The following is a 20,175-nucleotide window of genomic DNA, read 5'->3' on the forward strand; positions in this document are numbered from 1 at the left end:
TCGCACCTAGAGGGCAACAGACGGGGTATCCTCAATGCATGGACTTGCCGATCTGTGGTGCGAAACCAAGTTTCGCCGAGTGACGGTCCATCCAGTCCATCGTGTCCTCGAACGGCATTGGGCGCGCAATGCTGTAGCCCTGAACATGGCCGCAGCCCAATTGCGCCAGCATGGCGTGCTCTCCGATCGTCTCCACCCCTTCAGCCAGCGTTTCCAGGTCAAGTCGCTCCGCCATGGAGAGAATTGCGGAGGCCATCTGCTGCTGATTTCGGTCCGTGTCGACGCGCGTCACGAAGGACCGGTCGATCTTTATGCGCTTGACCGCGAAGCGCCGGATGTTGGCGATGGAGGCGTGACCCGTTCCGAAATCGTCAAGGTCGATCTGGCACCCGAGGGTAGCGAGGGCCACGATATTGTTGCTGATGAAATCGTTGCTCGCGTCGGCAACGACCGTCTCCAGCACCTCGACGTTAAGGCGATCCGGGGTCAGGTCGAAACGGTCAAGCTCCCACCGGATTCGGTCCACCAGGCGCGGATTACGCAATTCGGCGCCGGTGAAATTGATGCCAACCCGCGGCACCCGGTAGCCGGCCTTGTCCCACATGCGCAGGGCAGAGAGACTGTTGAACAGCATTACCTCGCCCAGCCGCTCGATCATCCCCGCCGCTTCGGTTGCCTCCAGGAAATCCGAAGGCGGCAAGACGCCGCGCTCGGGATGGACCCACCGCACCAAGGCCTCGAAGCCGGAGACCTGGCCCGTATCTGTGCAGATCTGGGGCTGGTACCATGGGCGGATCTGATCCCCGTCGAAAGCCCGGGAGATTTCTTCGGATAGCGCATGCCGGACTTCGACAGCCGCGCTCATTTCGGCGGAGTAGGCGCGGATCTGAGCGCTGCCGGCGCGGCGGGCCTCGTCCATCGCGACCTCAGCCGACTCGATCAGCGCTTCGCCGTCGCGTGCGGGCGCCCGGCGGGCGAGGCAAAAGCCGATGGAGGCAGAGACGTAGACGGTGGTTGCGTCGACACTGATAGGCTCGGCAATCGCTGCCTGGATGCGCTCTGCGACCCGCAGAGCGACTTCCATGTTGGCTTGGCGAACGGGCCCGAGCGCGAGAGCATAGCGATGCTCAACCAGTCGCGCGGCGACATCACCGGGCCGGGTGACGCTGACAATCCGGTCGGCTGTCCGGCGCAAGACGTCTTCCGTGGCGGCACTTCCCAGCGACTCGGCCACCTCCGCGAAGTCGTCGATCTGGATCACGAACGCGACGGTGGATTGGCCTTGCCCCTCGTAGCTCTCCAGAAATTGATCGAGCGTATCGATAAGATAGCTGCGGTTTGCGAGGCCGGTCAGCCCGTCAAGCCGTTCGATATTCCGATCCCCCTCGAACAACCCTCCCAGCATGAGCACCATGGGGAAGGTCACGGAGGTTATGATCAGCACCCCCTCCCCGCCAAACCAGTACCCGCCGAACATCAGCGCAGGGAGAAAGGCCAACGTTTGCGGCCGGTTGAAAGCATTGGTCAACCGGCGTCGGATCTGGCGAAAACGGTATGCGGGCCTTGGCATGTGTCCTCTTCCTCGTACTGGCTGGGCGCCATTCGAGGCAAAGGCTAGCCGACCGTTTTCAGCAGCTGCTTAACAGACGAGCGCAAACTGTCTTCAATTTTCCGAAGATTCTCCGGGCCGCCGCGTCAGGCCCACAAAATCGAACAGATCCGGGTCGAGCAGATGCGAGGGACGCGCATTCATCAGCGCGCGGAACATCTTTTGCCGGCGCCCGGGGTGATTGGCCTCCCACCCGTCGATCAGGGCCTTCACCTGCTGGCGTTGAAGCCCGTCCTGGCTGCCGCACAGGTCGCACGGGATGATCGGGTAATTCATGGCCGCCGCGAAACGCGCGCAATCGGCCTCGGCCACATGGGCGAGCGGGCGGTAGACGAAAAGATCCCCCTGCTCGTTCAGCAGTTTGGGCGGCATCGTCGCCAGCCGCGACCCGTGAAAAAGGTTCATGAAGAACGTCTCGAGGATGTCGTCACGGTGATGGCCCAGAACCACCGCCGAGCACCCCTCCTCCCGCGCGATGCGGTAGAGGTTGCCGCGGCGCAGGCGCGAGCAGAGCGCACAATAGGTCCGCCCTTCCGGCACCTTGTCCATGACGATGGAATAGGTGTCCTGATACTCGATCCGGTGCGGCACCCCCATGCGTTCCAGAAATTCCGGCAGGACCGTCGCCGGAAACCCGGGCTGGCCCTGATCGAGGTTGCAGGCGAGCAGGTCGACCGGCAGCAGGCCGCGCCATTTCAACTCGTGCAGCACCGCGAGCAGCGTATAGCTGTCCTTGCCGCCAGACAGGCACACCAACCAACGCGCGTCGCGCTCGATCATGCCGTACTGCTCGACGGCCTCCCGAACTTCGCGCACGATCCGCTTGCGCAGCTTCTTGAACGCCGTCGTGTCGGGCGCGCCATGGAACAGCGGATGGATATCGTCCAGATCGTCGAACATGGGCGTGCTATGCCAGATTGCCGCAGCGGGGGGAAGGCGCGTCGATCACGCTTCCGGCAGGACCTTTCCGGGGTTCATCAGGCCCTCGGGGTCGAGCGCCGCCTTCACTTGCCGCATCACCTTCAGCGCGACCGGATCCTTGCGCCGCCGCATGGAGGCAAGCTTGGATTTGCCGATCCCGTGTTCGGCGGAGAAGCTGCCGCCGAGGGACAGGGCCTGATCCTCCACCGCCGCCAGTACGGGGTCGTAAAGGTCATCGCTGCTGATCAGGGCGCTGTAATGGATGTTCCCGTCGCCAAGGTGGCAAACGATGAGCGGGTAGGCCTCCGGGTCGAGGGCCGGAAGTTTCGATGCCATGCCATCGAGAAACGTCTGCACCCGGTCGAGCGGCACCGAGACATCTGCATTCACAAAGGGGGGCTTGCCCAGGGCCACATCGGCGTGATGCTCGCGGCGATTCCACATCTCGGCGCGCTGTGCCTCGCTTCGGGCGACCACTGCATCGAGCACAGTGCCCTCCTCCAGCATCTCGCCCAGAAGTGTCTCGAGATCGTCGACGACAGGCAGCGATCCGTCCGGGGCGGGGGTCGCGTCCCGCGGGGCGGTGGCGCCGACCTCCACGAGGATGTTGACGTCATAGGTCCGGTCGAAGGGCGGTCGCATTTCCTTGAAGTGATCGCACCAGGCCTCGACCGTGGCGCCCGGCATATACTCGAAGGCCTCCACGGCGCCGCCAGTGGCCTCCTGCAGGCGGTTCAGAAGCGCCAGTGCGTCATCGAGCGACGACAGGGCGACCATGGCGGTCGCGTAGGCCGACGGCTTTGGCACCAGTTTCAGCGTCGCTGCAGTGATGATACCGAGTGTACCCTCGGCGCCGATGAACAGGTCCTTCAGGTCGTAGCCCGAATTGTCCTTGTGCAAAGCAGTCATCAGGTCCAGCACCTCGCCCGACGGCAGCACGACCTCGAGACCGAAGCACAGCCCGCGCGTGGAACCGTAGCGCAGCACGTTCGATCCGCCCGCATTGGTCGACAGGCACCCGCCGATCATCGCCGAGCCGCGAGCGCCGAATGTCAACGGAAACGTCAGCCCGTGGGCGGCCGCTTCGGCGTGGAGCGTGTCCAGCACGACGCCAGCCTCGACCACGGCCACCCGGGCCTCCGGCCGGATCTCCCGGATGGCGTTCATCCGCTCCAAAGACACCATAATTGCATCCGACGCGTACGTGCCGCCGCAGAGCCCGGTGTTCCCACCGACCGGAACGATCGCCACGCCAGCCTCGGATACGATCCGGACGACGTCCGCAACCTCCGCGGTATTGGCCGGGCGAACGACCGCCAGCGGGACGGCAGAGTAGACGGCCGTCCAGTCCGTAGCGTATCGCGCGGTGTCAGTGCCGGTCAGAACGTGCTGTGCGCCAATGGCCGCGCTAAGCCTGTCAAGAAGTGTCATGGTGACGGTTTTGCCCCCTCCTCCGGCTCGCTTTCAATGCGGCCGATCAGCGTTTCCACCTGCGGGCCGAGTGCTGCGACGATTCGAACGACGCCCTCCGCGTTCGGGTGAATGCCGTCTGCCTGCAGATAGCGCCCCAGGTCCGAGGGCGGCTCACCGCCATCTGTAAGCCCGGCCAGGAAACTCGGGGCGTAGAGAGTGTCGAAGGTTTGGGCCAGGTCGGGATAGATCCCGTCGAACGCCGCCTTGTACTCCGGGCCGTAATTGCCCGGTGCCGGCAACCCCACCAGCAGCACCTCCACCTGGCCATCGGCCGCAGCCTGAAGGATGCCGCGCAGGTTTTCGCGGCTGTTGCCGGGGTCGATCCCCCGGAGCAGATCGTTGCCCCCGAGTGCGACGATCATTCCGTCGACCTCCGGTGTCAGCGTCCAGCCGACGCGGGACAGCCCGCCGGCCGTCGTGTCTCCGGAGACGCCCGCGTTGATGATCGTCACGTCGTGACCACGTTCCTGCAGCCAGTCTTGCAACTGTGGCACGAACCCCTGCTCCTGCGGCAACCCGTAGCCTTGAGTAAGGCTGTCGCCGAGCGCCGCGATCGTGATCTCTTGCGCGGCGGAGGCAGTTGCAAGCGCCAGAAGGGCCGCAGTCAAGCACGCCGCCTTGTTCACTCCTCGCACTGCCCCATATGCAAACCGATGACCGAAACCGGAGGCCCGCCGCATGCCAGACCCAATCCTGTCCCTCGCGGATGTGTCGTTGTCGCTGGACGGCAACGCGGGTCGGGTCGAGATCCTGCGCGGCATCTCGCTGGAAGTCGCGGAGGGTGAAACCTTGGGGCTTATCGGACCAAGCGGGTCGGGCAAGTCCTCTCTCCTCATGCTCATGGGCGGGTTGGAGCGCGCATCCTCTGGCACCATCATGGCAGCCGGCCACGACCTGTCAGCCATGGGCGAGGACGCGCTTGCCCGCTTTCGTCGACATCATATGGGGGTCGTCTTCCAGAGCTTCCATCTGATTCCAACGATGACCGCGCTGGAAAACGTCGCGACGCCGCTGGAACTGGCCGGCGCAGACGATGCGTTCGACCGCGCGGCGCAGGAGCTTGCCGCCGTCGGGCTGTCGAACCGGATGGACCATTACCCCGCACAACTGTCCGGCGGCGAGCAGCAGCGGGTTGCCCTGGCGCGCGCGGCGGCACCGCGACCCCGACTGTTGCTGGCGGATGAGCCCACCGGCAACCTTGATGGCCACACAGGCGAGGCGATCATGGAGCTTTTGTTCGGGCTGCGTGACCGGCACGGGGCGACGTTGATCCTCGTGACACACGCCCCGGACCTCGCGGCGCGCTGCGACAGAATTCTGAGATTGTCCGACGGGCGGATCGACACCGACGCACGGGCCGCGGAATGAGCCTGCGGGTCGCGGCAAGAATTGCCCGCCGGGAACTGCGCGGCGGGCTTCGCGGGTTCCGCGTGTTCCTCGCCTGCCTCGCACTCGGTGTTGCGGCAATCGCGGCAGTCGGGTCCGTCCGCGCGGCAATCGAAGCCGGACTCGCCCGCGATGGCGCCGTCCTGCTTGGCGGCGATGCGGAGATGTCCTTTACCTACCGCTTCGCCGACGAGGCAGAACGCGCCTGGATGGACCAGAACGCCGATGCGATTTCCGAAGTGGTGGATTTCCGCTCCATGGCAGTGGTCGGCGCGGGCGATGATGAGGAGCGCGCGCTGACCCAGGTCAAAGGGGTCGACGGTGCCTGGCCGATTTACGGCACCGCGGAGCTTTCGCCCGACATGCCCCTCGATGAAGCGCTTTCCGATGTGGACGGACAGCCCGGCGGGGTAATGCAGCGGGTACTGGCGGAACGCCTCGGGCTGGAAACAGGAGACGCCTTCAGGCTCGGTACACAGACGTTCCGGCTGACAGCCCTGCTGGAACGAGAGCCCGATGATGCTGGCGACGGATTCGGCCTTGGCCCCCGCACCCTGGTCAGGACGGAGGCGCTGGCAAACTCGTCCCTTCTGGAGCCCGGGACGCTGTTCGAGACGCGCTATCGCCTAAAAGTTCCACAATCCACAGATCTGGAGGCCATGCGGGCCGACGCTCAACAACGCTTTCGGGATGCCGGAATGCGTTGGCGCGACAGCCGAAACGGCGCGCCCGGTATCGCTGCGTTCGTCGACAGGCTGGGGGCGTTCCTCGTGCTGGTTGGGCTCGCTGGCCTCGCAGTTGGCGGTGTGGGCGTCTCCGCTGCGGTGCGCGCCTACCTCGAGGGCAAACGCGAGGTAATCGCGGTGCTGAAGACGCTCGGCGCCGGAACGCGAACGATCTTCGCTGCGTACCTGATGCAAATCGGCGCCCTGTCGATTCTCGGCATTGCTCTGGGGTTGGCGCTCGGTGCTGTGCTTCCGCTGCTGCTCGCGCCCTTCATCGCGGGCAGCCTGCCGCTCTCGGCGGAATTCGGTATCTACCCCGGCCCGCTGGCAGAGGCCGCAATCTATGGCGGCTTGACCGCGCTTCTCTTCACCCTCTGGCCCCTGGCCCGCATCGAAGAGGTCCGCGCGGCCTCCCTCTTCAGGGACGCGGTCTCCGGCACGCGCCGTCTGCCACGGCCGGCCTATCTCGCCGCGACGGCTCTGCTGGCAGTTGCACTGGTCGGGTGCGCCGTCTGGCTCTCCGGTATGGCAACACTCGCGCTCTACGTCGCGGCGGGCTTGGTCGGGTCGCTCGCCCTGCTGACAATGGCCGCGCAGGGCGTGCGGCACCTCGCGCGACGGGCGGCACGCGCGCAAGTGGTGCGCGGGCGGAGTGCCCTTCGACTGGCGCTCGGCGCGGTCGGCGGGCCGGGCGGAGAAGCGACGTCGGTCGTGCTCTCCCTCGGGCTAGGGCTGACCGTGCTGGCGGCCGTCGGCCAGATCGACGCAAACCTTCGGAGCGCAATCGACCGGGACCTGCCGGAGGTCGCGCCCTCCTATTTCGTGGTGGATATCCAGCCGGACCAATTGGAAGGGTTCCTGACCCGCGTGGAGACAGATCCCGGCGTAAGCCGCGTCGAAACCGCCCCGATGCTGCGCGGCATCATCACGCGTATCAATGGCCAGCCCGCCCGGGAGGCGGTGGGGGAACACTGGGTCCTGAATGGAGACCGCGGGGTGACCTATTCCGCGCAGCCCACAGCGCGGACCACAGTGACCGCCGGAGAGTGGTGGCCGGAAGATTACGCCGGGACGCCGCAGGTCAGTTTCGCCGCCGAGGAGGCGGAGGAGATGGGCCTCCAGCTTGGCGACGAGATCACCGTGAACATCCTCGGCCGGGACATCACTGCGGAGATCACCAGCTTCCGGGAGGTCGATTTCTCCACCGCTGGCATCGGCTTCATCTTGTCCATGAACCCCTCGGCGCTCGCCGGGGCGCCCCACAGCCATATCGCCACGATCTACGCCGCACCTGAGGCCGAAGCCGCCCTCCTGCGGGACCTCGCCCGGGCCTATCCGAACATCACCGCAATTCGCGTCCGCGACGCCATCGACCGGGTGTCCGAGGTGCTCTCCGGCATCGCCGCCGCGATCACTTATGGCGCGATGGCGACGCTGGCCACCGGTATCGTGGTGCTGATCGGCGCGGCGGCCGCCGGAGAGCGCGTCCGCATCTTCGAATCGGCCGTCCTGAAGACCGTTGGGGCTGTCCGGTCACAGATCCTTGGCTACTTCGCGATCCGCTCCGCTCTGCTCGGCGGAGCGGCCGGACTGGTGGCGATCTTCTGCGGCGGACTTGCGGGCTGGGCCGTCACGACCTTCGTCATGGAGACGGACTATGTCTTTGAGCCAGTCTCGGCGCTGATGATCGTCGCAGGCGGCGTGGCGGCCACGCTGATCGCCGGGCTTGCCTTTGCCTGGAGGCCGCTCGCGGCGCGGCCGGCATCCGTCCTGAGGGCGCGCGAATAACCCTCAGGCGCGCGCGCGCCTCTGCACCGCGTTCTCGGCCCAGGCCATGCTCGCAGGGGCCGCTTTGCCGGAATCACTTGCAGCCACCTCTTCCGGCAGAAGGAAGAAGGCGACGGATTTGCAGTCCCGTTTCGGCGGGAGCATCCGGTGCGTGGGGGAGGCATAGCGCCCGCCGGACCAGTCGCTCAGGCGATCCCCGACGTTCACAATGATCGCTCCCGGCCTGTTCGGTACATCGATCCAACCATCATCGCCATCCGAGAGCACCTGCACTCCCGCGTCTCCATCGGCCAGCAACAAGGTCAGCGTCCCGGCGTCCCGGTGCGGACCGGTAGCCATGTCTCCTTCGGCAGCGGTGCCGGCCGGATAGCGGAAGAGGCGCAAGGTCGCGTCCGGGCGGCGAAAACGGCGGTCGAACCAGTCATCGGGCAAGCCGAGGTCTGCCGCGACAGCGTGATGTAGGGCAAGTGCCAACGTTTGCGCCGCATGAAAGTACCGCAGCATCGTCTCGCGGAAATCCGGCAGGTCGGGCCATAGGTTGGTGCCACGATAGGGCGTTCCCCAGCGGGCCTGCGGCGCTCCGCCGGGCGCTTCCGGGCCGATGCCGAAGGCTTCTTTTCGGTCGGGCCTTTGGTTGTCAGGCCCGAGCGACTCGGTACCCAGCTTGATCCACCCCCTGTCTCGCGGGCGAGACGGGACATGGAGCGTCCGTTTCTCCGCTTCGGTCAGTTCGAAAAGCTGTCCGGCCCTGGTGAAAACCGCGTCGGTCAGGGCCGCGTCGATTCCGTGGTCGGTCAGCAGGAAGACACCTGGCCCGCGACATGCGGCTCCAAGGTCACGAACGAAACCGGCGCGGTCGGTGCCGCGGGAAAATCGTCTCCAGTCGAGGACAGGAATCAAGCGGGGCCTCCTCTCAGTTGGCGCGCGGGACAAACGGAAAGGGGCGACAGACAGGGTGGGAGCTGCCCTGCCTGCCGCCATTGGCCGTTCGGCCGTGGTATACTTGCAGTGTCGTTCAGCGCTGTTCGCACGCGCGCAGTTGCCTCTTTCCTCTATCGTAGGACCGTCCTGATCATTCGGTCTAACGGAAGCCTCGTGGGGACGATATTTCTCGCAGAATAATGTGGCGCGGCTGTGCAGCCGGAAGCATCGCTGCGCAAATTCTGGGCGCACCTTGTCTGAACGACGGGAGCGCGAGCGGCTTTCGCCCGCGCGGCACCTCGGATAGACAGGAGTGCGATGGCCTACGATCTGCCCGACCTCTCCACCCCCCTGACACTCCCGTTCGACTCGGTGATCGACGTTCGCTCGCCGGCCGAATTCGCGGAAGATCATGTTCCAGGCGCCATTTCCCTTCCCGTCCTCAGCAACGAGGAGCGCGCGGAGGTGGGCACGATCTACAAGCAGGTCAGCCCCTTCAAGGCACGCAAGGTCGGCGCGGCCCTGGTCGCGCGCAACGCCGCGCGACATATCGAAGGGCCTCTGGCGGACAAGGACGGCGGCTGGAAGCCGCTGGTCTACTGCTGGCGTGGCGGCCAGCGGTCCAATTCCTTTGCCTCGATCCTTGCGCAGATCGGGTGGCGCTCCGACGTGCTGAAGGGAGGCTATCGGAGCTATCGACGCGCCGTCGTGGAACACCTCTATGATCAATCGTTGCCACACCGGCTGGTTCTGATCGACGGCGACACCGGGACGGCCAAGACCGAGCTTCTGCACATGGTTGCGGCGCGGGGTGGGCAGGTGCTCGACCTTGAAGGTCTGGCCAACCATCGCGGCTCCGTGCTCGGGCCGCGACCAGGGGGCCAGCCAAGCCAGAAAATGCTGGAAACCCGCCTAACGCAGGCGATTGCCGCGCTGGACCCGGCCCGCCCGGTACTGGTGGAGGCCGAGAGCAGTAAGGTCGGCGACCTGCTGGTGCCGCCCGCGATCTGGGCCGCGATGAAGGACGCGCCAAGAATTCGGATGCAAGCGAGCGTGGAGGATCGCGCCCGGTACCTCGCCCGCACGTACGCTGACATTTCGCAGAATGCCGAAGAGCTGAAGCAAATCCTCGGGCTCCTCGTCCGGCTGCAAGGCCACAAGCGCGTCTCGGAGTGGCAGGCGATGGTGGATGCCGGCGAATTCGAGGCATTGGCGCTGGACCTCGTGACCCAGCACTACGACACCCGCTACGCGAAGGCCCGCAGCACGGCCGGCACGCCGGCGGCGCAGCTCGACATCACTCTCGATCGGGACGGTCTCGAACGCGCGGCCGATGCCTTGGTTCCTCTCGTGGGCCAGGTGTCGGAGGAGCGGGTCAGCGAACCGATATGAAGGGCGCGCCTTCGGTAACCGTGCCGATCCGAGCGGCGGCGAATCCCGCGCCGCGCAACTCTGCCAGACAGGCCTCCGCCTGATCATCCGCCACGGCAGCCAGCAATCCGCCCGCGGTCTGGGGATCGAACAAAAGCTCCGCGCGCGGCCCCGTCGGAAGCGCCATCCGCGCCGCGACCTCCCGATTGTCGGGATAGAGCGTCGAACGGACTCCGGCGTCGGCCAGCGCCTCGGCCCCCACGTAGATCGGCACGGAAGCCAGATCGATTTCCGCCGCGACCCCCGAAGCGTCACAGATACCCAGCAGATGCCCGGCCAGCCCGAAGCCGGTCACGTCGGTCATCGCATGGGCCTGACCGAGGACTTTCGCCGCCTTCCCTTGCGGGCATGTCATGATCTCCAGAGCCGCCAGAACATCGGCCCCCCGCGCCCTGCCCTGCATCTCTCCGGCAAGAAGCGTTCCCGACCCGATGGGCTTCGTCAGCAGCAATGCATCTCCTGGCGCGGCCCCGGCAAGGGTGATCGCCCGATCCCCCACGAGGCCGGTGACGGTAAATCCCACCGTCATTTCGGCACCGACGCTGGTATGCCCGCCCACCAGGTCCGCCCCCTCCGCGCGAAAGACCTCGACCGCGGTGGCAAGGATCTCTCGCAGCGTCGCGGCCTGCATCTCCTCCCGCAATCGGGGCAGGACGAGGCTCGCAAGCGCGGCCTGTGGTGCGGCCCCCATCGCCCAGACGTCGCCGAGCGCATGGACCGCCGCAATGCGTGTGAGCAGAACAGGATCTTCGGTGAATGCGCGGATGTGGTCGGTCGTCAGCACCTGACGCGCATTCCCTGTGGCCAGCACCGCGGCGTCGTCACCCGGCGCTGTCAGCACATCGGCCCGAGACGGCGGAGGGAGGCTCTCCAATGCAGCCGTCAGGCGCCCCTGCGGAACCTTCGCGCCGCACCCGCCGCATAGCGGCGCATCCCCGAGGACGTCATCGACCTCCCTCGCCCGAACCGCGGGCAGCGGCGCCGGTGGCATCTTTGGCAGGTCGTGGAACTTTCGCATGAACTTCCGGTCGATGTGGTCCTTCCACCGCCACAGCCAGCGCCCGGAGACGGTAATGCCATGCCGGTCGGCCACCGCTTCCTTGGCGCCAAGCGATATGAGCTTGAGGTAGTCCTTCTGCGGGCGGAAACGCTTCTCCGGCGTCCCGGCCAAGTCGGACCGCAGGTTGGCCATCAGGACCGGAGCCGCCCGAACGGCGTAAAGGCCCGCCTTCGGACGGGGCGCGAAGGTCAGATGAGCGCAGTCACCGCATGCGAAGATCTTCGCATCGGTCAGGCTGCGCAGGTCCGGCCCCACGCTGACGAATCCGTCATGCGTCTCCAGCCCGAGCGTTTCGACCCAGGGGTGGGCACGGGCCCCGGCAGCCCCGAGCGTGAAGGTGGAGCGCACGCTCCTCCCCCCTTCCAGGCGCACGCCATCTGCCAGAACCTCGCGGACGGCGGTCTCTTCCCTCAGCACGATCCCCACCCGACGCAGGCGCTCGAACAGGACCATACGGGTATCCGGCGCCAATCCGGCCAACGCGACACCGCCATCGACCATGCTGATCCGCGGCTTGACCCCGAGCGCGTTCAACCGGTGGTGCATCGCCAGCGCCAGCTCCACCCCCGCGACACCGGCCCCGATCACGCAAACGTCCGGCTCAGCCGCACCCGCCACCACGTCGGCACACCATTCGTCCCAGGTGCGGGCGAACCGTTGCAACGGCTTGGCCGGAATGCCGTGCTCGGCGAAACCCGGCACCTCCGCCATGTCGCTGTGGATGCCTACATCGAGGGAGGCGACGTCGTAACGGATGTCAGGATGCCCGGGCACATGGATCAATCCGGCCTCGCGGTCGATCCCGTCAACCGCGCCGACAACCAGGCGCGCCCCGGCAAACCGGGCGAGTTTCACCAGATCGATCTCCAGATCGTCCCGCCCGTAATGCCCCGCCACATATCCCGGCAGCATACCCGTATAGGGTGCCGTTGGCCCCGGATTGATGACCGTAACACGTACCCCTGGCAGTGGCCTCATCCCCCACATGCGCAACACCAGCGCATGGGCATGCCCGCCGCCGACGAGGACGAGATCTCTGGTAAGTGGCATGTGCGATTGCATGGGGACCTCCGGACTGGGCGCAAGAGAACCGGAGGCGTGGGAGAAGGTAAAGCCGGGATATTCCACGCACCGCCCTCGCCGTCCGCCCGATCACGTACGACGGCTGACCGGGAACGATGGCCGGACGAAATCCCCTTGACGGCTCTGCTCCGGTCCATTACCTCCCCGCCATCGCTCCGGGGCGGAGTAGCTCAGTTGGTTAGAGCAGCGGAATCATAATCCGCGTGTCGGGGGTTCAAGTCCCTCCTCCGCTACCAGAGAAATCAAGCACTTAGCGGCTTCTCAGAGACGACTATCCTCGTTCTACCCTCATTTTCTCGCTCCCGACAGTGGATTGGTGACCGTGCGTGAATTGGTTGTTTCCAATCTGCGCCACCAGATGTTGTGGCTTGGCGTTGTCCTGGGCACAGCCCGCCCCTATCTTCAACGTCAAGACCAGCGGTTGGCCGCAACCCCACCGTCTAGAGAGGACAATTGCGGCAAACTGGCGTGGTGGATGGGTGGCTGGTACAACAAGCGCCCCTCATCCATGAGAAGATGGAGACGCTCATGCGAGCAACTTTCATCCTCGAAGCCAGCAAGTCGGACGGTGCGGTGTACCGTATGCAGACGACCTTGGACGTGTACGTTCTCGGCTGGCTGTTGAGGGGTATCGGGCTTTAAGACTTGCCCGAGAGGTCGTCCCTTGGGGCGGCCTCTTTCGTTTTTCGGTCATTCATCACGATGCTACCAACGGTAGCCACATAGAGACAGGGCGATCACCATGCACATGACATCGCTTATCTCCCGTTCCGACATGCCAGGGCGCACGTCCAGTTTGGGCTGACGCCGGCCATCTGCTGCGCCACGTATGAGCGGCGAGAGTGCGTCGGTTACAAACTCGTCACTCGCGCGGAGCGTCTTTTGTGAGGAGGTCGCCAATTTCCCGACGCTCAGCTGCCACGAGGGGGATCAGCGCTTCCTCTTCGGATTTGCGATCAGGTTGCGTCGTTTGTTCTGGCGCCGATGGAGGTGCCGATTTCTCGCGAGGGTGCGATCGCGCAGGAACATCGGACAGCTTTCCGGACCCTTCAAGGCGGATGCGATAGGTCGTGTCGGGGATGGCGACACCGGCGGCTTCGATGGCGGCCTTCACCAGGCGAATGGCGTCGCCGCGTGCCGTGACGAATCCGGTCTGGTCCTGGTCGATCCAGCCGGTCACCCTCAGAATCGCGCCAGACTCGGTGATGTTCTCGATCCAGACCAGTTCCTCCGGGTCATCGAGGACAAAGGGCTGCGCTTTCAATGCCTCCTGAGCCAACACCCGCGTCGCCTCGAGGCCGGCATCGGGATCGATGCCGATGTCGAAGCTGAACCGCCGGGCCGGGTTCTGGGTATAATTCACGATCCGACCCTTGAAGACCGAGGCGTTGGGGATGCGAATGTGGTTTCCGTCCAACGACAGGAGGATCGTCGCGCGCGAGGTCAGTCGGATCACGCGCCCCACGTCCCCCTCGATTTCGATGAGATCATTCGGCAGGAATGGCTGGCGCAGGCTCAGCATGATGGAGGCGACGAAATTCTCTACAGTGTCACGGACAGCGAAACCGATCGCCAGTCCCACGATGCCGGCCGCGCCGAGAATGGTCCCCAGGAGCGCTGCCGCCCCGAGCAGATCAAGCGCGACGACGATCCCGACGATGCCACACGCAACACGAAAGGCCTGACGGTAGATCGCCGCGATAAAGGCGTTCGGCGCGATACGATCCCAGAACCGCAGGCGCGACAGCAATATCCCGACCGCAACGATCGCCGCGAACGCGGCCACGGCGAGGAACAAGAGGGGCAATCGGGCGATGAACTGATCGGTACGTGCACGGAAGCGCTTGAATGCCGGATTGATCTGTCGCGAGAGGTCGTCGGAGGCCGCCAATTCATTGTTCACCGCGACAACGCCTTCGAGACGCTCGGCAATGCCGGCGACATCCCGGCTGTCGGCCGGGTCTGCGATGTCGCCTGCGAGCGTGACCACGCCGGCGTCCACGGAGACCGTTATCTCGTCGTGGTCGAGCGCGCTGACGATGGCGCGTAGACGGTCGGCGATTGCCTGGTCCGAGGGCGTATTCTCGACGGCAAGGACTTTGGGGACATCAGGTCCCGCGCCGTTCTCTTGCGCGGGAGCTTGCGCCCCTGTGGTCGACAGTAGGCAGACGAGTAGAAGAAAGAGACGCCTCATGACCTATCGTTAGCGGAAGGCTGGAGGATCATCCATCCGTAGTCGTGAACATGGGCTTCTTATTCCTGCAGTGACGGATGGTTTTGGCTGAGTGAGGGCTCAGGGGGCGATGACAGGCCGTTTCGGACGGTCGAACGATCAAAGAAACTCAAGAGACGGCCGAAATCCGATCGTTTGCCGGATCATTCGTGAGGATCTAATGTACGTCAGACAAGAACATTTGCACCGCTCAGCTCGCGGTGCGTGAGCATCAGTTCCCGGGAGCGGGGCAGCCAGAGACATGGATGGCCCCGCTCCGGCAAAGAAATTTCAACGTGGGGCATTATGCAAATCCGCAGCATTCAACGCGTGGTCATCCTTCTCTCCCTGATAGCGTCCTCCGTCGCGGCAGACACCATTCCGGACTTCGACGAGGATGGGCCATTCCGAGAGGGTGAGGGCTTCGGCAACCCGGCCACCTGCGATACGATCGGCGATTGGATCGACCGGGTGCCAGAATATGACGGGCGGATATCCATGACCATCACTGGGGAGATTGTCGAAAGCCACTGGGATGGGGCGCTCGCGTACCTGATCATGTGCGAACCCGAAGAGGTTCAGGTGATGTGCATCACGTACTCCCCTGCAGAGGTGAACGGGGAAACCATCATGTTTGCTGGTGGATACAACCGGAGCGGAGAGCGTCAAGTGGTCCTCGATCCCTGCCTGGTCTTCCCAAATGAGGCATCGTCGGATCTCAAGTGACCCGTCGAGCCACCCCAGTCAGAAGCATTTCGTCAACGGACCAAATGTGAAACACGACAAAGGGAGTGCTCCTGCTCGCCGCTGCGTCTACACCGGGCGTAGCGACAGATCCCGTGCCGTGACGCGACGGGGGTCGATCTGGTATACTGAGCCATGTGCCGGCTGCTGGTCCATTCCATCGCTGCACCCCTGTTCCTGCTGCAGATGTCCGCAGGTGCACGGGCGGAATTACCTGCCTGCGGACCGCTCGACATTCCGGTTCTCCGGGTCGAACCGCGTCCGCCGCAGTATCGGACCTTTTGTGCGACACGGCCGGATCAATGCCCGACGGCCGGCGACGTGTCCCTCCAATTGGATGCCAACAATCTCCGGACCATCGAAACGACAAATCTTGCGGTAAACGCGGAGATCGAGTTTCTGCCGGATATGCAGTGCTACGGTCTCGAGGACCATTGGACGCTGCCGACGGATGGCTACGGGGACTGCGAGGACATTGCCCTGGAGAAGCGGCGACGGCTTGTAGGAGCCGGTCTGCCGGCGGGGGCACTGACGCTCGCCATAGGGCATCATGAGGTCGAGCTGTTCCCCCATGCCGTGCTGCTTCTGGAGTCAGATCGCGGAACCCACGTCCTCGACAACCTGACAGACCGCATTCTCTGCTGGAGCGGCGCGCCTTATATCTACGAGCGGAGAGAGCGAGCTGATGGAATGTGGATCCGGTTCGAGCGGCCGGACTGAACCCGAACATGCGCCCTTCGCCGCGTGGCGTTGCCCTCAACCGGTGTGGCGACCGGCCTTGTGCAGAACACGCCAGACCGGCCCCCGCTCGATGGCGCCGTCATGTTGAGGCAAGGTTTGATCCATGCTTGCGCGCAGTCTAAGGTTTGCATGCGGATTTCGCGATGGATTGAATTCGATGATTAGCCGGTTGGGACAGCTTTCCCGATTGCGCCGGGGAAAATGCGCAGGAGCGTCAATCGCTTTGGCTCTGCTCTCCGATCCTGTCTGGCAGCGGAAGGAACTGATCCGATGACCCCGCGCCGCATCCTCACCTCGCCTCTCCTCCATTTCTTCGTCCTCGGCGGACTCGTCTTCGTCCTCTATGGAGCGATGACACCGCCGGGCGAAGGTAACGCACGAGAGGATACGCTGATCCTGTCGGAGCCAGATGCCGAACGGCTGGCGGCACAGTTTTCGGCCACGTGGATGCGTAAGCCGACCGAGACGGAGCTGGCGGGCCTCATGAGGGACTGGGCGGCCGAGGAGGCGCTGGTGCGCGAGGCGCTGTCACTCGGGCTCGACCGGGGTGACGCCATGGTGCGCAACAGATTGCGGCAGAAAATGCTGTTCATCGCCGAAGCCCCTGCGGCTGCCATGTCCCCCGATGAAACGGAACTCTCAGCCTACTACGAAGCGAACACGGAGCGGTTCGCACGGCCCGGTTCATTGTCCTTCACTCAGGTGCCGGTGCCAGAGGAGACCACGGAAGAGGACGTTGCAGCCATGTTTGCGGCGCTGGAAGACGATACCGCCATCGCGGAAATGGCCCGCTCCTCATTGCTCCCCGCCGATATCGAGGGAATGGCGGCGCCCGCCGTGGACCGGGTGTTCGGGACGGGCTTCGCCGCCGCCCTGGCGGACCTGCCGCTTAAGCAGTGGGACGGGCCGGTTCAGAGCGCCTATGGCCGCCATCTGGTGCGCGTCACGGCACGAAGTGCCCCAACCTTGCCTCCGCTGGGTAGCGTGCGCGACACCGTTCTCTCCGACTGGCGCGCAGAGGAAGCGCGCAAGATCCGGGAAGCCTTCATCGACGCGCTACTGGAACGGTACAAGGTCGAGTTGCCTGCTCCCGCCGAGGTGCTGGCCCGATGAAAAGGCTGGCGGCACTCCTTCTGTTGCTCGTCGCTCTTTTGCAGCCCGGTGCGGCGGCGGCTCATGCACTCGACCCGGGTTACCTTGAGTTGGCCCCCATGGGCGGGGATCGTTGGCGCGTCGCGTGGCTCGTGCCGGATGTCTCGGGCCGGCCAATGCCGATTTCCGTCAGCCTGCCGGATGGGTGTGACTCCACTCCTCCGCCGGAACCGGTCTTTGACGGCCGGGCGTGGGCGACCGCCCATGTCGTGACCTGCGCGCAGGGGATCGCGGGCGGCACGATCCGGATCGAGGGCCTGGAACAGACGCGAACAGACACCCTCGTGCGCTACGAACTCGCCCCCGGCGACGCCCGGACGGAGCGGCTTACGCCCGGCAATCCGGCGTTTACCGTGCAGGCGGACCCTGGGCGCGGCGCCATCCTCGTGAGCTACATCGGGCTTGGCATCTCGCATATTTTGCAAGGCGCGGACCACCTGCTGTTTGTCCTCGCCCTGCTCCTGCTGATCCGGGAACCGCGCCGCCTGCTGTGGACCATCACCGCCTTCACGCTCGCCCACAGCATCACCTTGGCGGCCGCTTCGCTCGGATGGCTGGAGATGCCGTCCGCCCCGGTCGAAGTGGTGATTGCCCTCTCCATCGTCTTTCTCGCCTTCGAACTCGCCCTGCCCCCGGAACGTCGGGACCCCATCGCCATCCGCTGTCCGGCCCTCGTCTCGTTCGGCTTCGGCCTGATCCACGGCCTCGGTTTCGCTGGCGCGCTGAGGGAGATCGGCTTGCCGCGCGGCGACATCCCGTTGGCGCTCTTTGCCTTCAACGTGGGCGTGGAGTTGGGCCAGTTGCTCTTCATCGGCACTGTCTTGGCTCTGGGCGCATTGGCGCGCCGTCTCCTACCCTTTTTTGCGCGCAACGCGACGCGGCTTACCCGGGTGGCCAGCTACGGCATCGGAAGCGTCGCCGCTTTTTGGGTCATAGATCGGATCAGCGGGTTCTAAGTGGCGCGCCGAAGCGATCCGCCTGCGAAAGGACGCTCTCGCCAAAACAACGGCGTTCCGGGCATCGCGCTTTGCTGGTGACTTGGGGATCCGGGGGTTGGAGGGTGTAACCTCGGCAGGCGGGGCGCCCGGGGGATCCCTGCGCTGCGCCTATCATACGCTGTCGGTTGGTGTGTGCCCACCAGAGCAATCGCTCAACCACCAACAGCCCACGGTCTGCTTACACTCTTCACTCGCCCCGGTGGACACAGGAGAGTTTTCCCACTCCGGCGTGGCGGAATATGGGCGGTGGTTCGAAGCTTTCGGGGGCATTCCGCGGCAGCGGAAATCACGTCTGGCACCGTCGGCCGCCCTCCGTGACCGAGAGACCGTCGCGATTTGTCGACGTAATTTCCGCAACGGCAGCTTTAACGCCGCCTGGCGGACCAATATGCGCATCGCGCGCGGCAACCTCTTGTCTCCATATAGTATTTCGGCGGATTTGATGCGCGATGTGTAGACATCCGGTGCGGCGCTTCCGGCTGCGGGAAGCCACTGGCCCGTCCACTCGCTCCCCAATTTGAGGCAACTTGCGCCCGCATGCGGCGATCTGTTCGGGGGCTAAATTGTGACGCTCCGTGCCCAAAGTCCGCGAAATATGGTAAACGCTTGGTGACGGACTGCGCCGATGAATCCCCGAAGAGAGGGTGACGCGGCGGCGATCATGGTAAAGCAGACCTGTCGCGGTCGCGGCGCCTGACACAGCGACTTCCGGCCGGAGCCACCCGAACGTTTCTCGCCGATCCGTGCCCGGCGCGTCCTTTGCGCCCACAGGAGGCCGCGAACCGAGACCGATAGCGTGTGCCGACACCGTGCCAATCACCCTGCCGGCGGTTCGCGCCAACATCACGATGAAGGCGATCGCACACGGACTCATCAGGCCCGCTAGGCGTGGCATCTGATGACTGGCTCGGGACATGACTAACTCCGTTCGGGAACAATGTGATCGTTTTTCCGTGATTGAAAACGTCTAGGAATTTCATGGCACAAACTGGGCGGGGATCGGGAACGATCTTGGCGGCGAGACCGACTGGCAAGAGTCCGCCTGCGGCATCGCGACGGCTTGGCTTGTATTCGCGCGTCGGTGCGCGTATTTGCAGCGCCGAGAGCAAAGACGGCGACGAGCGCGGGAATATGATGGCGAACCCACTTCAGTTCATTCAGCAAGTGCGTACCGAAGTGGGCAAGGTCTCCTGGCCGACCCGCCGGGAGGTTCTTCTGACCACCGCGATGGTGTTTGTCATGGCGACCCTGACGTCGCTCTTCTTCTTTACCGTTGATCTGATTATCCGCACCGGCCTGACGCAGGTGTTGCGGATGCTCGGCTGAGGCCGAGGCCAGCGGCACGGGGGCACAACGGCCCCCGCCCCCGATATTCAGATGATGTCGATGTCGTTGAGCAAGTCGCCCTTGTCGTCCTCTCCCAACACGCGCAGGGTGTTTCCGCCGCTGAACGTGAAGAGGATGTCATTCCCCTTGACCTCAGCGTAACTCCGAACGACCTCGCGCACGCTGAGTTTCCCGACCCACAGGGAGTCGTCCAGCACGAGCGTGTCGACATCGTCGGGGAAATCGACGACCCGGTCCTTGCCGCCATTGAAGATGAACGCGTCCTGTCCACCGCCGCCGATCATGACGTCGTTGCCGGCACCACCGTTCAATTTGTCGTTTCCGGCGTCTCCCCTGAGCCTGTCGTTTCCGGCGTCGCCAAACAGGCGATCCCTGCCGCCAAGCCCGAACAGGGCATCGTCGCCCTTCGCGCGGCGTTGTTGCAGAACTCAGCCGGTGAAGGATTCACATCGGGAATTCATGCGGTTAGACGAGGTACATGAGCAAGCCCAAGCCCGCCCGCTACCGCACAACGAACTGGTCCACCTACAACGATGCGCTCAGGAAGCGCGGGTCGCTGCTGATCTGGCTGGACAAGGAGATGG

The 20,175-nt window shown here is 64.7% G+C and carries 16 protein-coding genes, 1 tRNA gene and 1 pseudogene; 10 read left to right on the top strand and 8 right to left on the bottom strand.

Translation table 11 applies throughout. The annotated features are described in order from the left end of the window. Positions 1-31: 31 nt before the first annotated feature. From BM075_RS22460 to BM075_RS22475, 4 genes are all read right to left on the bottom strand, one after another. On the bottom strand, positions 32-1,570 hold the full coding sequence (locus tag BM075_RS22460) for a putative bifunctional diguanylate cyclase/phosphodiesterase (RefSeq protein WP_093362890.1): 1,539 nt from the start codon (positions 1,568-1,570) through the stop codon (positions 32-34). Between the two features lie 93 nt (positions 1,571-1,663). After that, positions 1,664-2,509 carry a tRNA 2-thiocytidine(32) synthetase TtcA gene (gene ttcA / locus BM075_RS22465; protein ID WP_093362891.1) on the bottom strand — a complete coding sequence of 282 codons (846 nt, stop codon included), beginning with the start codon at positions 2,507-2,509 and terminating at the stop codon, positions 1,664-1,666. A 45-nt stretch (positions 2,510-2,554) separates the two neighbouring features. Continuing rightward, positions 2,555-3,961, bottom strand: coding sequence for an FAD-binding oxidoreductase (locus BM075_RS22470; RefSeq protein ID WP_093362892.1), 1,407 nt, complete (start codon positions 3,959-3,961; stop codon positions 2,555-2,557). Beyond that, positions 3,958-4,683 (bottom strand): arylesterase, encoded by a 726-nt coding sequence (locus BM075_RS22475; protein WP_093362893.1) that lies wholly within the window; start codon positions 4,681-4,683, stop codon positions 3,958-3,960. The genes BM075_RS22470 and BM075_RS22475 overlap by 4 nt, the downstream gene beginning before the upstream one ends. On the opposite strand from BM075_RS22475, the gene BM075_RS22480 reads away from it, so the two are divergent. Together BM075_RS22480 and BM075_RS22485 are read left to right on the top strand one after the other, a co-directional pair. Next, on the top strand, positions 4,682-5,371 hold the full coding sequence (locus BM075_RS22480) for an ABC transporter ATP-binding protein (RefSeq protein WP_093362894.1): 690 nt from the start codon (positions 4,682-4,684) through the stop codon (positions 5,369-5,371). The genes BM075_RS22475 and BM075_RS22480 overlap by 2 nt on opposite strands. Next, positions 5,368-7,902, top strand: coding sequence for an ABC transporter permease (locus tag BM075_RS22485; protein ID WP_093362895.1), 2,535 nt, complete (start codon positions 5,368-5,370; stop codon positions 7,900-7,902). The genes BM075_RS22480 and BM075_RS22485 overlap by 4 nt, the downstream gene beginning before the upstream one ends. Positions 7,903-7,905: 3 nt before the next feature. On the opposite strand, the gene BM075_RS24270 is transcribed toward BM075_RS22485, so the two are convergent. Continuing rightward, complete coding sequence (locus tag BM075_RS24270; RefSeq protein WP_177208455.1) at positions 7,906-8,802, bottom strand: isopenicillin N synthase family dioxygenase; 897 nt, start codon at positions 8,800-8,802, stop codon at positions 7,906-7,908. Positions 8,803-9,141: 339 nt separating this feature from the next. Between BM075_RS24270 and mnmH the strand changes: the two genes are divergently transcribed. Further along, entirely contained in the window at positions 9,142-10,215 is a 1,074-nt protein-coding gene (gene mnmH / locus BM075_RS22500) for a tRNA 2-selenouridine(34) synthase MnmH (protein WP_093362896.1), read from the top strand. Here mnmH and selD read toward each other — a convergent pair. Further along, positions 10,199-12,364 (bottom strand): selenide, water dikinase SelD, encoded by a 2,166-nt coding sequence (gene selD / locus BM075_RS22505; RefSeq protein ID WP_245758953.1) that lies wholly within the window; start codon positions 12,362-12,364, stop codon positions 10,199-10,201. The genes mnmH and selD overlap by 17 nt on opposite strands. Positions 12,365-12,556: 192 nt before the next feature. Between selD and BM075_RS22510 the strand changes: the two genes are divergently transcribed. Then, positions 12,557-12,633: transfer RNA gene (locus BM075_RS22510), tRNA-Met, on the top strand. A gap of 626 nt (positions 12,634-13,259) precedes the next feature. On the opposite strand, the gene BM075_RS22515 is transcribed toward BM075_RS22510, so the two are convergent. After that, positions 13,260-14,591, bottom strand: coding sequence for a mechanosensitive ion channel domain-containing protein (locus BM075_RS22515; RefSeq protein ID WP_093362898.1), 1,332 nt, complete (start codon positions 14,589-14,591; stop codon positions 13,260-13,262). Positions 14,592-14,915: 324 nt separating this feature from the next. Between BM075_RS22515 and BM075_RS22520 the strand changes: the two genes are divergently transcribed. The 5 genes from BM075_RS22520 to secE all read left to right on the top strand — a co-directional run bounded on the left by BM075_RS22520 (position 14,916) and on the right by secE (position 19,570). Continuing rightward, on the top strand, positions 14,916-15,335 hold the full coding sequence (locus BM075_RS22520) for a hypothetical protein (protein WP_093362899.1): 420 nt from the start codon (positions 14,916-14,918) through the stop codon (positions 15,333-15,335). A 153-nt stretch (positions 15,336-15,488) separates the two neighbouring features. After that, positions 15,489-16,073 (top strand): transglutaminase-like cysteine peptidase, encoded by a 585-nt coding sequence (locus tag BM075_RS22525; protein WP_093362900.1) that lies wholly within the window; start codon positions 15,489-15,491, stop codon positions 16,071-16,073. A 291-nt stretch (positions 16,074-16,364) separates the two neighbouring features. Continuing rightward, entirely contained in the window at positions 16,365-17,207 is an 843-nt protein-coding gene (locus BM075_RS22530) for a peptidyl-prolyl cis-trans isomerase (protein WP_177208456.1), read from the top strand. Beyond that, positions 17,204-18,202 carry a HupE/UreJ family protein gene (locus tag BM075_RS22535; protein ID WP_093362902.1) on the top strand — a complete coding sequence of 333 codons (999 nt, stop codon included), beginning with the start codon at positions 17,204-17,206 and terminating at the stop codon, positions 18,200-18,202. The genes BM075_RS22530 and BM075_RS22535 overlap by 4 nt, the downstream gene beginning before the upstream one ends. Positions 18,203-19,378: 1,176 nt before the next feature. After that, on the top strand, positions 19,379-19,570 hold the full coding sequence (gene secE / locus BM075_RS22540; protein ID WP_093362907.1) for a preprotein translocase subunit SecE: 192 nt from the start codon (positions 19,379-19,381) through the stop codon (positions 19,568-19,570). Positions 19,571-19,617: 47 nt separating this feature from the next. On the opposite strand, the gene BM075_RS22545 is transcribed toward secE, so the two are convergent. Continuing rightward, positions 19,618-20,016: a hypothetical protein gene (locus BM075_RS22545; RefSeq protein WP_093362903.1), complete on the bottom strand. Its 399-nt coding sequence runs from the start codon at positions 20,014-20,016 to the stop codon at positions 19,618-19,620. A gap of 53 nt (positions 20,017-20,069) precedes the next feature. Here BM075_RS22545 and BM075_RS24275 point away from each other — a divergent pair. Then, a pseudogene (locus BM075_RS24275) lies at positions 20,070-20,175 on the top strand (IS5/IS1182 family transposase); the annotation flags it as partial.

Source organism: Tropicimonas isoalkanivorans, assembly GCF_900112335.1.
GTDB lineage: Bacteria > Pseudomonadota > Alphaproteobacteria > Rhodobacterales > Rhodobacteraceae > Tropicimonas > Tropicimonas isoalkanivorans.

What these genes read in the sequence shown, in the direction of transcription:
- BM075_RS22460 (WP_093362890.1), bottom strand. Translation starts at nt 1,570, where the DNA reads ATGCCAAGGCCCGCATACCGTTTTCGCCAGATCCGACGCCGGTTGACC.
- ttcA (WP_093362891.1), bottom strand. Translation starts at nt 2,509, where the DNA reads ATGTTCGACGATCTGGACGATATCCATCCGCTGTTCCATGGCGCGCCC.
- BM075_RS22470 (WP_093362892.1), bottom strand. Translation starts at nt 3,961, where the DNA reads ATGACACTTCTTGACAGGCTTAGCGCGGCCATTGGCGCACAGCACGTT.
- BM075_RS22480 (WP_093362894.1), top strand. Translation starts at nt 4,682, where the DNA reads ATGCCAGACCCAATCCTGTCCCTCGCGGATGTGTCGTTGTCGCTGGAC.
- BM075_RS22475 (WP_093362893.1), bottom strand. Translation starts at nt 4,683, where the DNA reads ATGCGGCGGGCCTCCGGTTTCGGTCATCGGTTTGCATATGGGGCAGTG.
- BM075_RS22485 (WP_093362895.1), top strand. Translation starts at nt 5,368, where the DNA reads ATGAGCCTGCGGGTCGCGGCAAGAATTGCCCGCCGGGAACTGCGCGGC.
- mnmH (WP_093362896.1), top strand. Translation starts at nt 9,142, where the DNA reads ATGGCCTACGATCTGCCCGACCTCTCCACCCCCCTGACACTCCCGTTC.
- selD (WP_245758953.1), bottom strand. Translation starts at nt 12,364, where the DNA reads ATGCCACTTACCAGAGATCTCGTCCTCGTCGGCGGCGGGCATGCCCAT.
- BM075_RS22515 (WP_093362898.1), bottom strand. Translation starts at nt 14,591, where the DNA reads ATGAGGCGTCTCTTTCTTCTACTCGTCTGCCTACTGTCGACCACAGGG.
- BM075_RS22520 (WP_093362899.1), top strand. Translation starts at nt 14,916, where the DNA reads ATGCAAATCCGCAGCATTCAACGCGTGGTCATCCTTCTCTCCCTGATA.
- BM075_RS22525 (WP_093362900.1), top strand. Translation starts at nt 15,489, where the DNA reads ATGTGCCGGCTGCTGGTCCATTCCATCGCTGCACCCCTGTTCCTGCTG.
- BM075_RS22530 (WP_177208456.1), top strand. Translation starts at nt 16,365, where the DNA reads ATGACCCCGCGCCGCATCCTCACCTCGCCTCTCCTCCATTTCTTCGTC.
- BM075_RS22535 (WP_093362902.1), top strand. Translation starts at nt 17,204, where the DNA reads ATGAAAAGGCTGGCGGCACTCCTTCTGTTGCTCGTCGCTCTTTTGCAG.
- secE (WP_093362907.1), top strand. Translation starts at nt 19,379, where the DNA reads ATGGCGAACCCACTTCAGTTCATTCAGCAAGTGCGTACCGAAGTGGGC.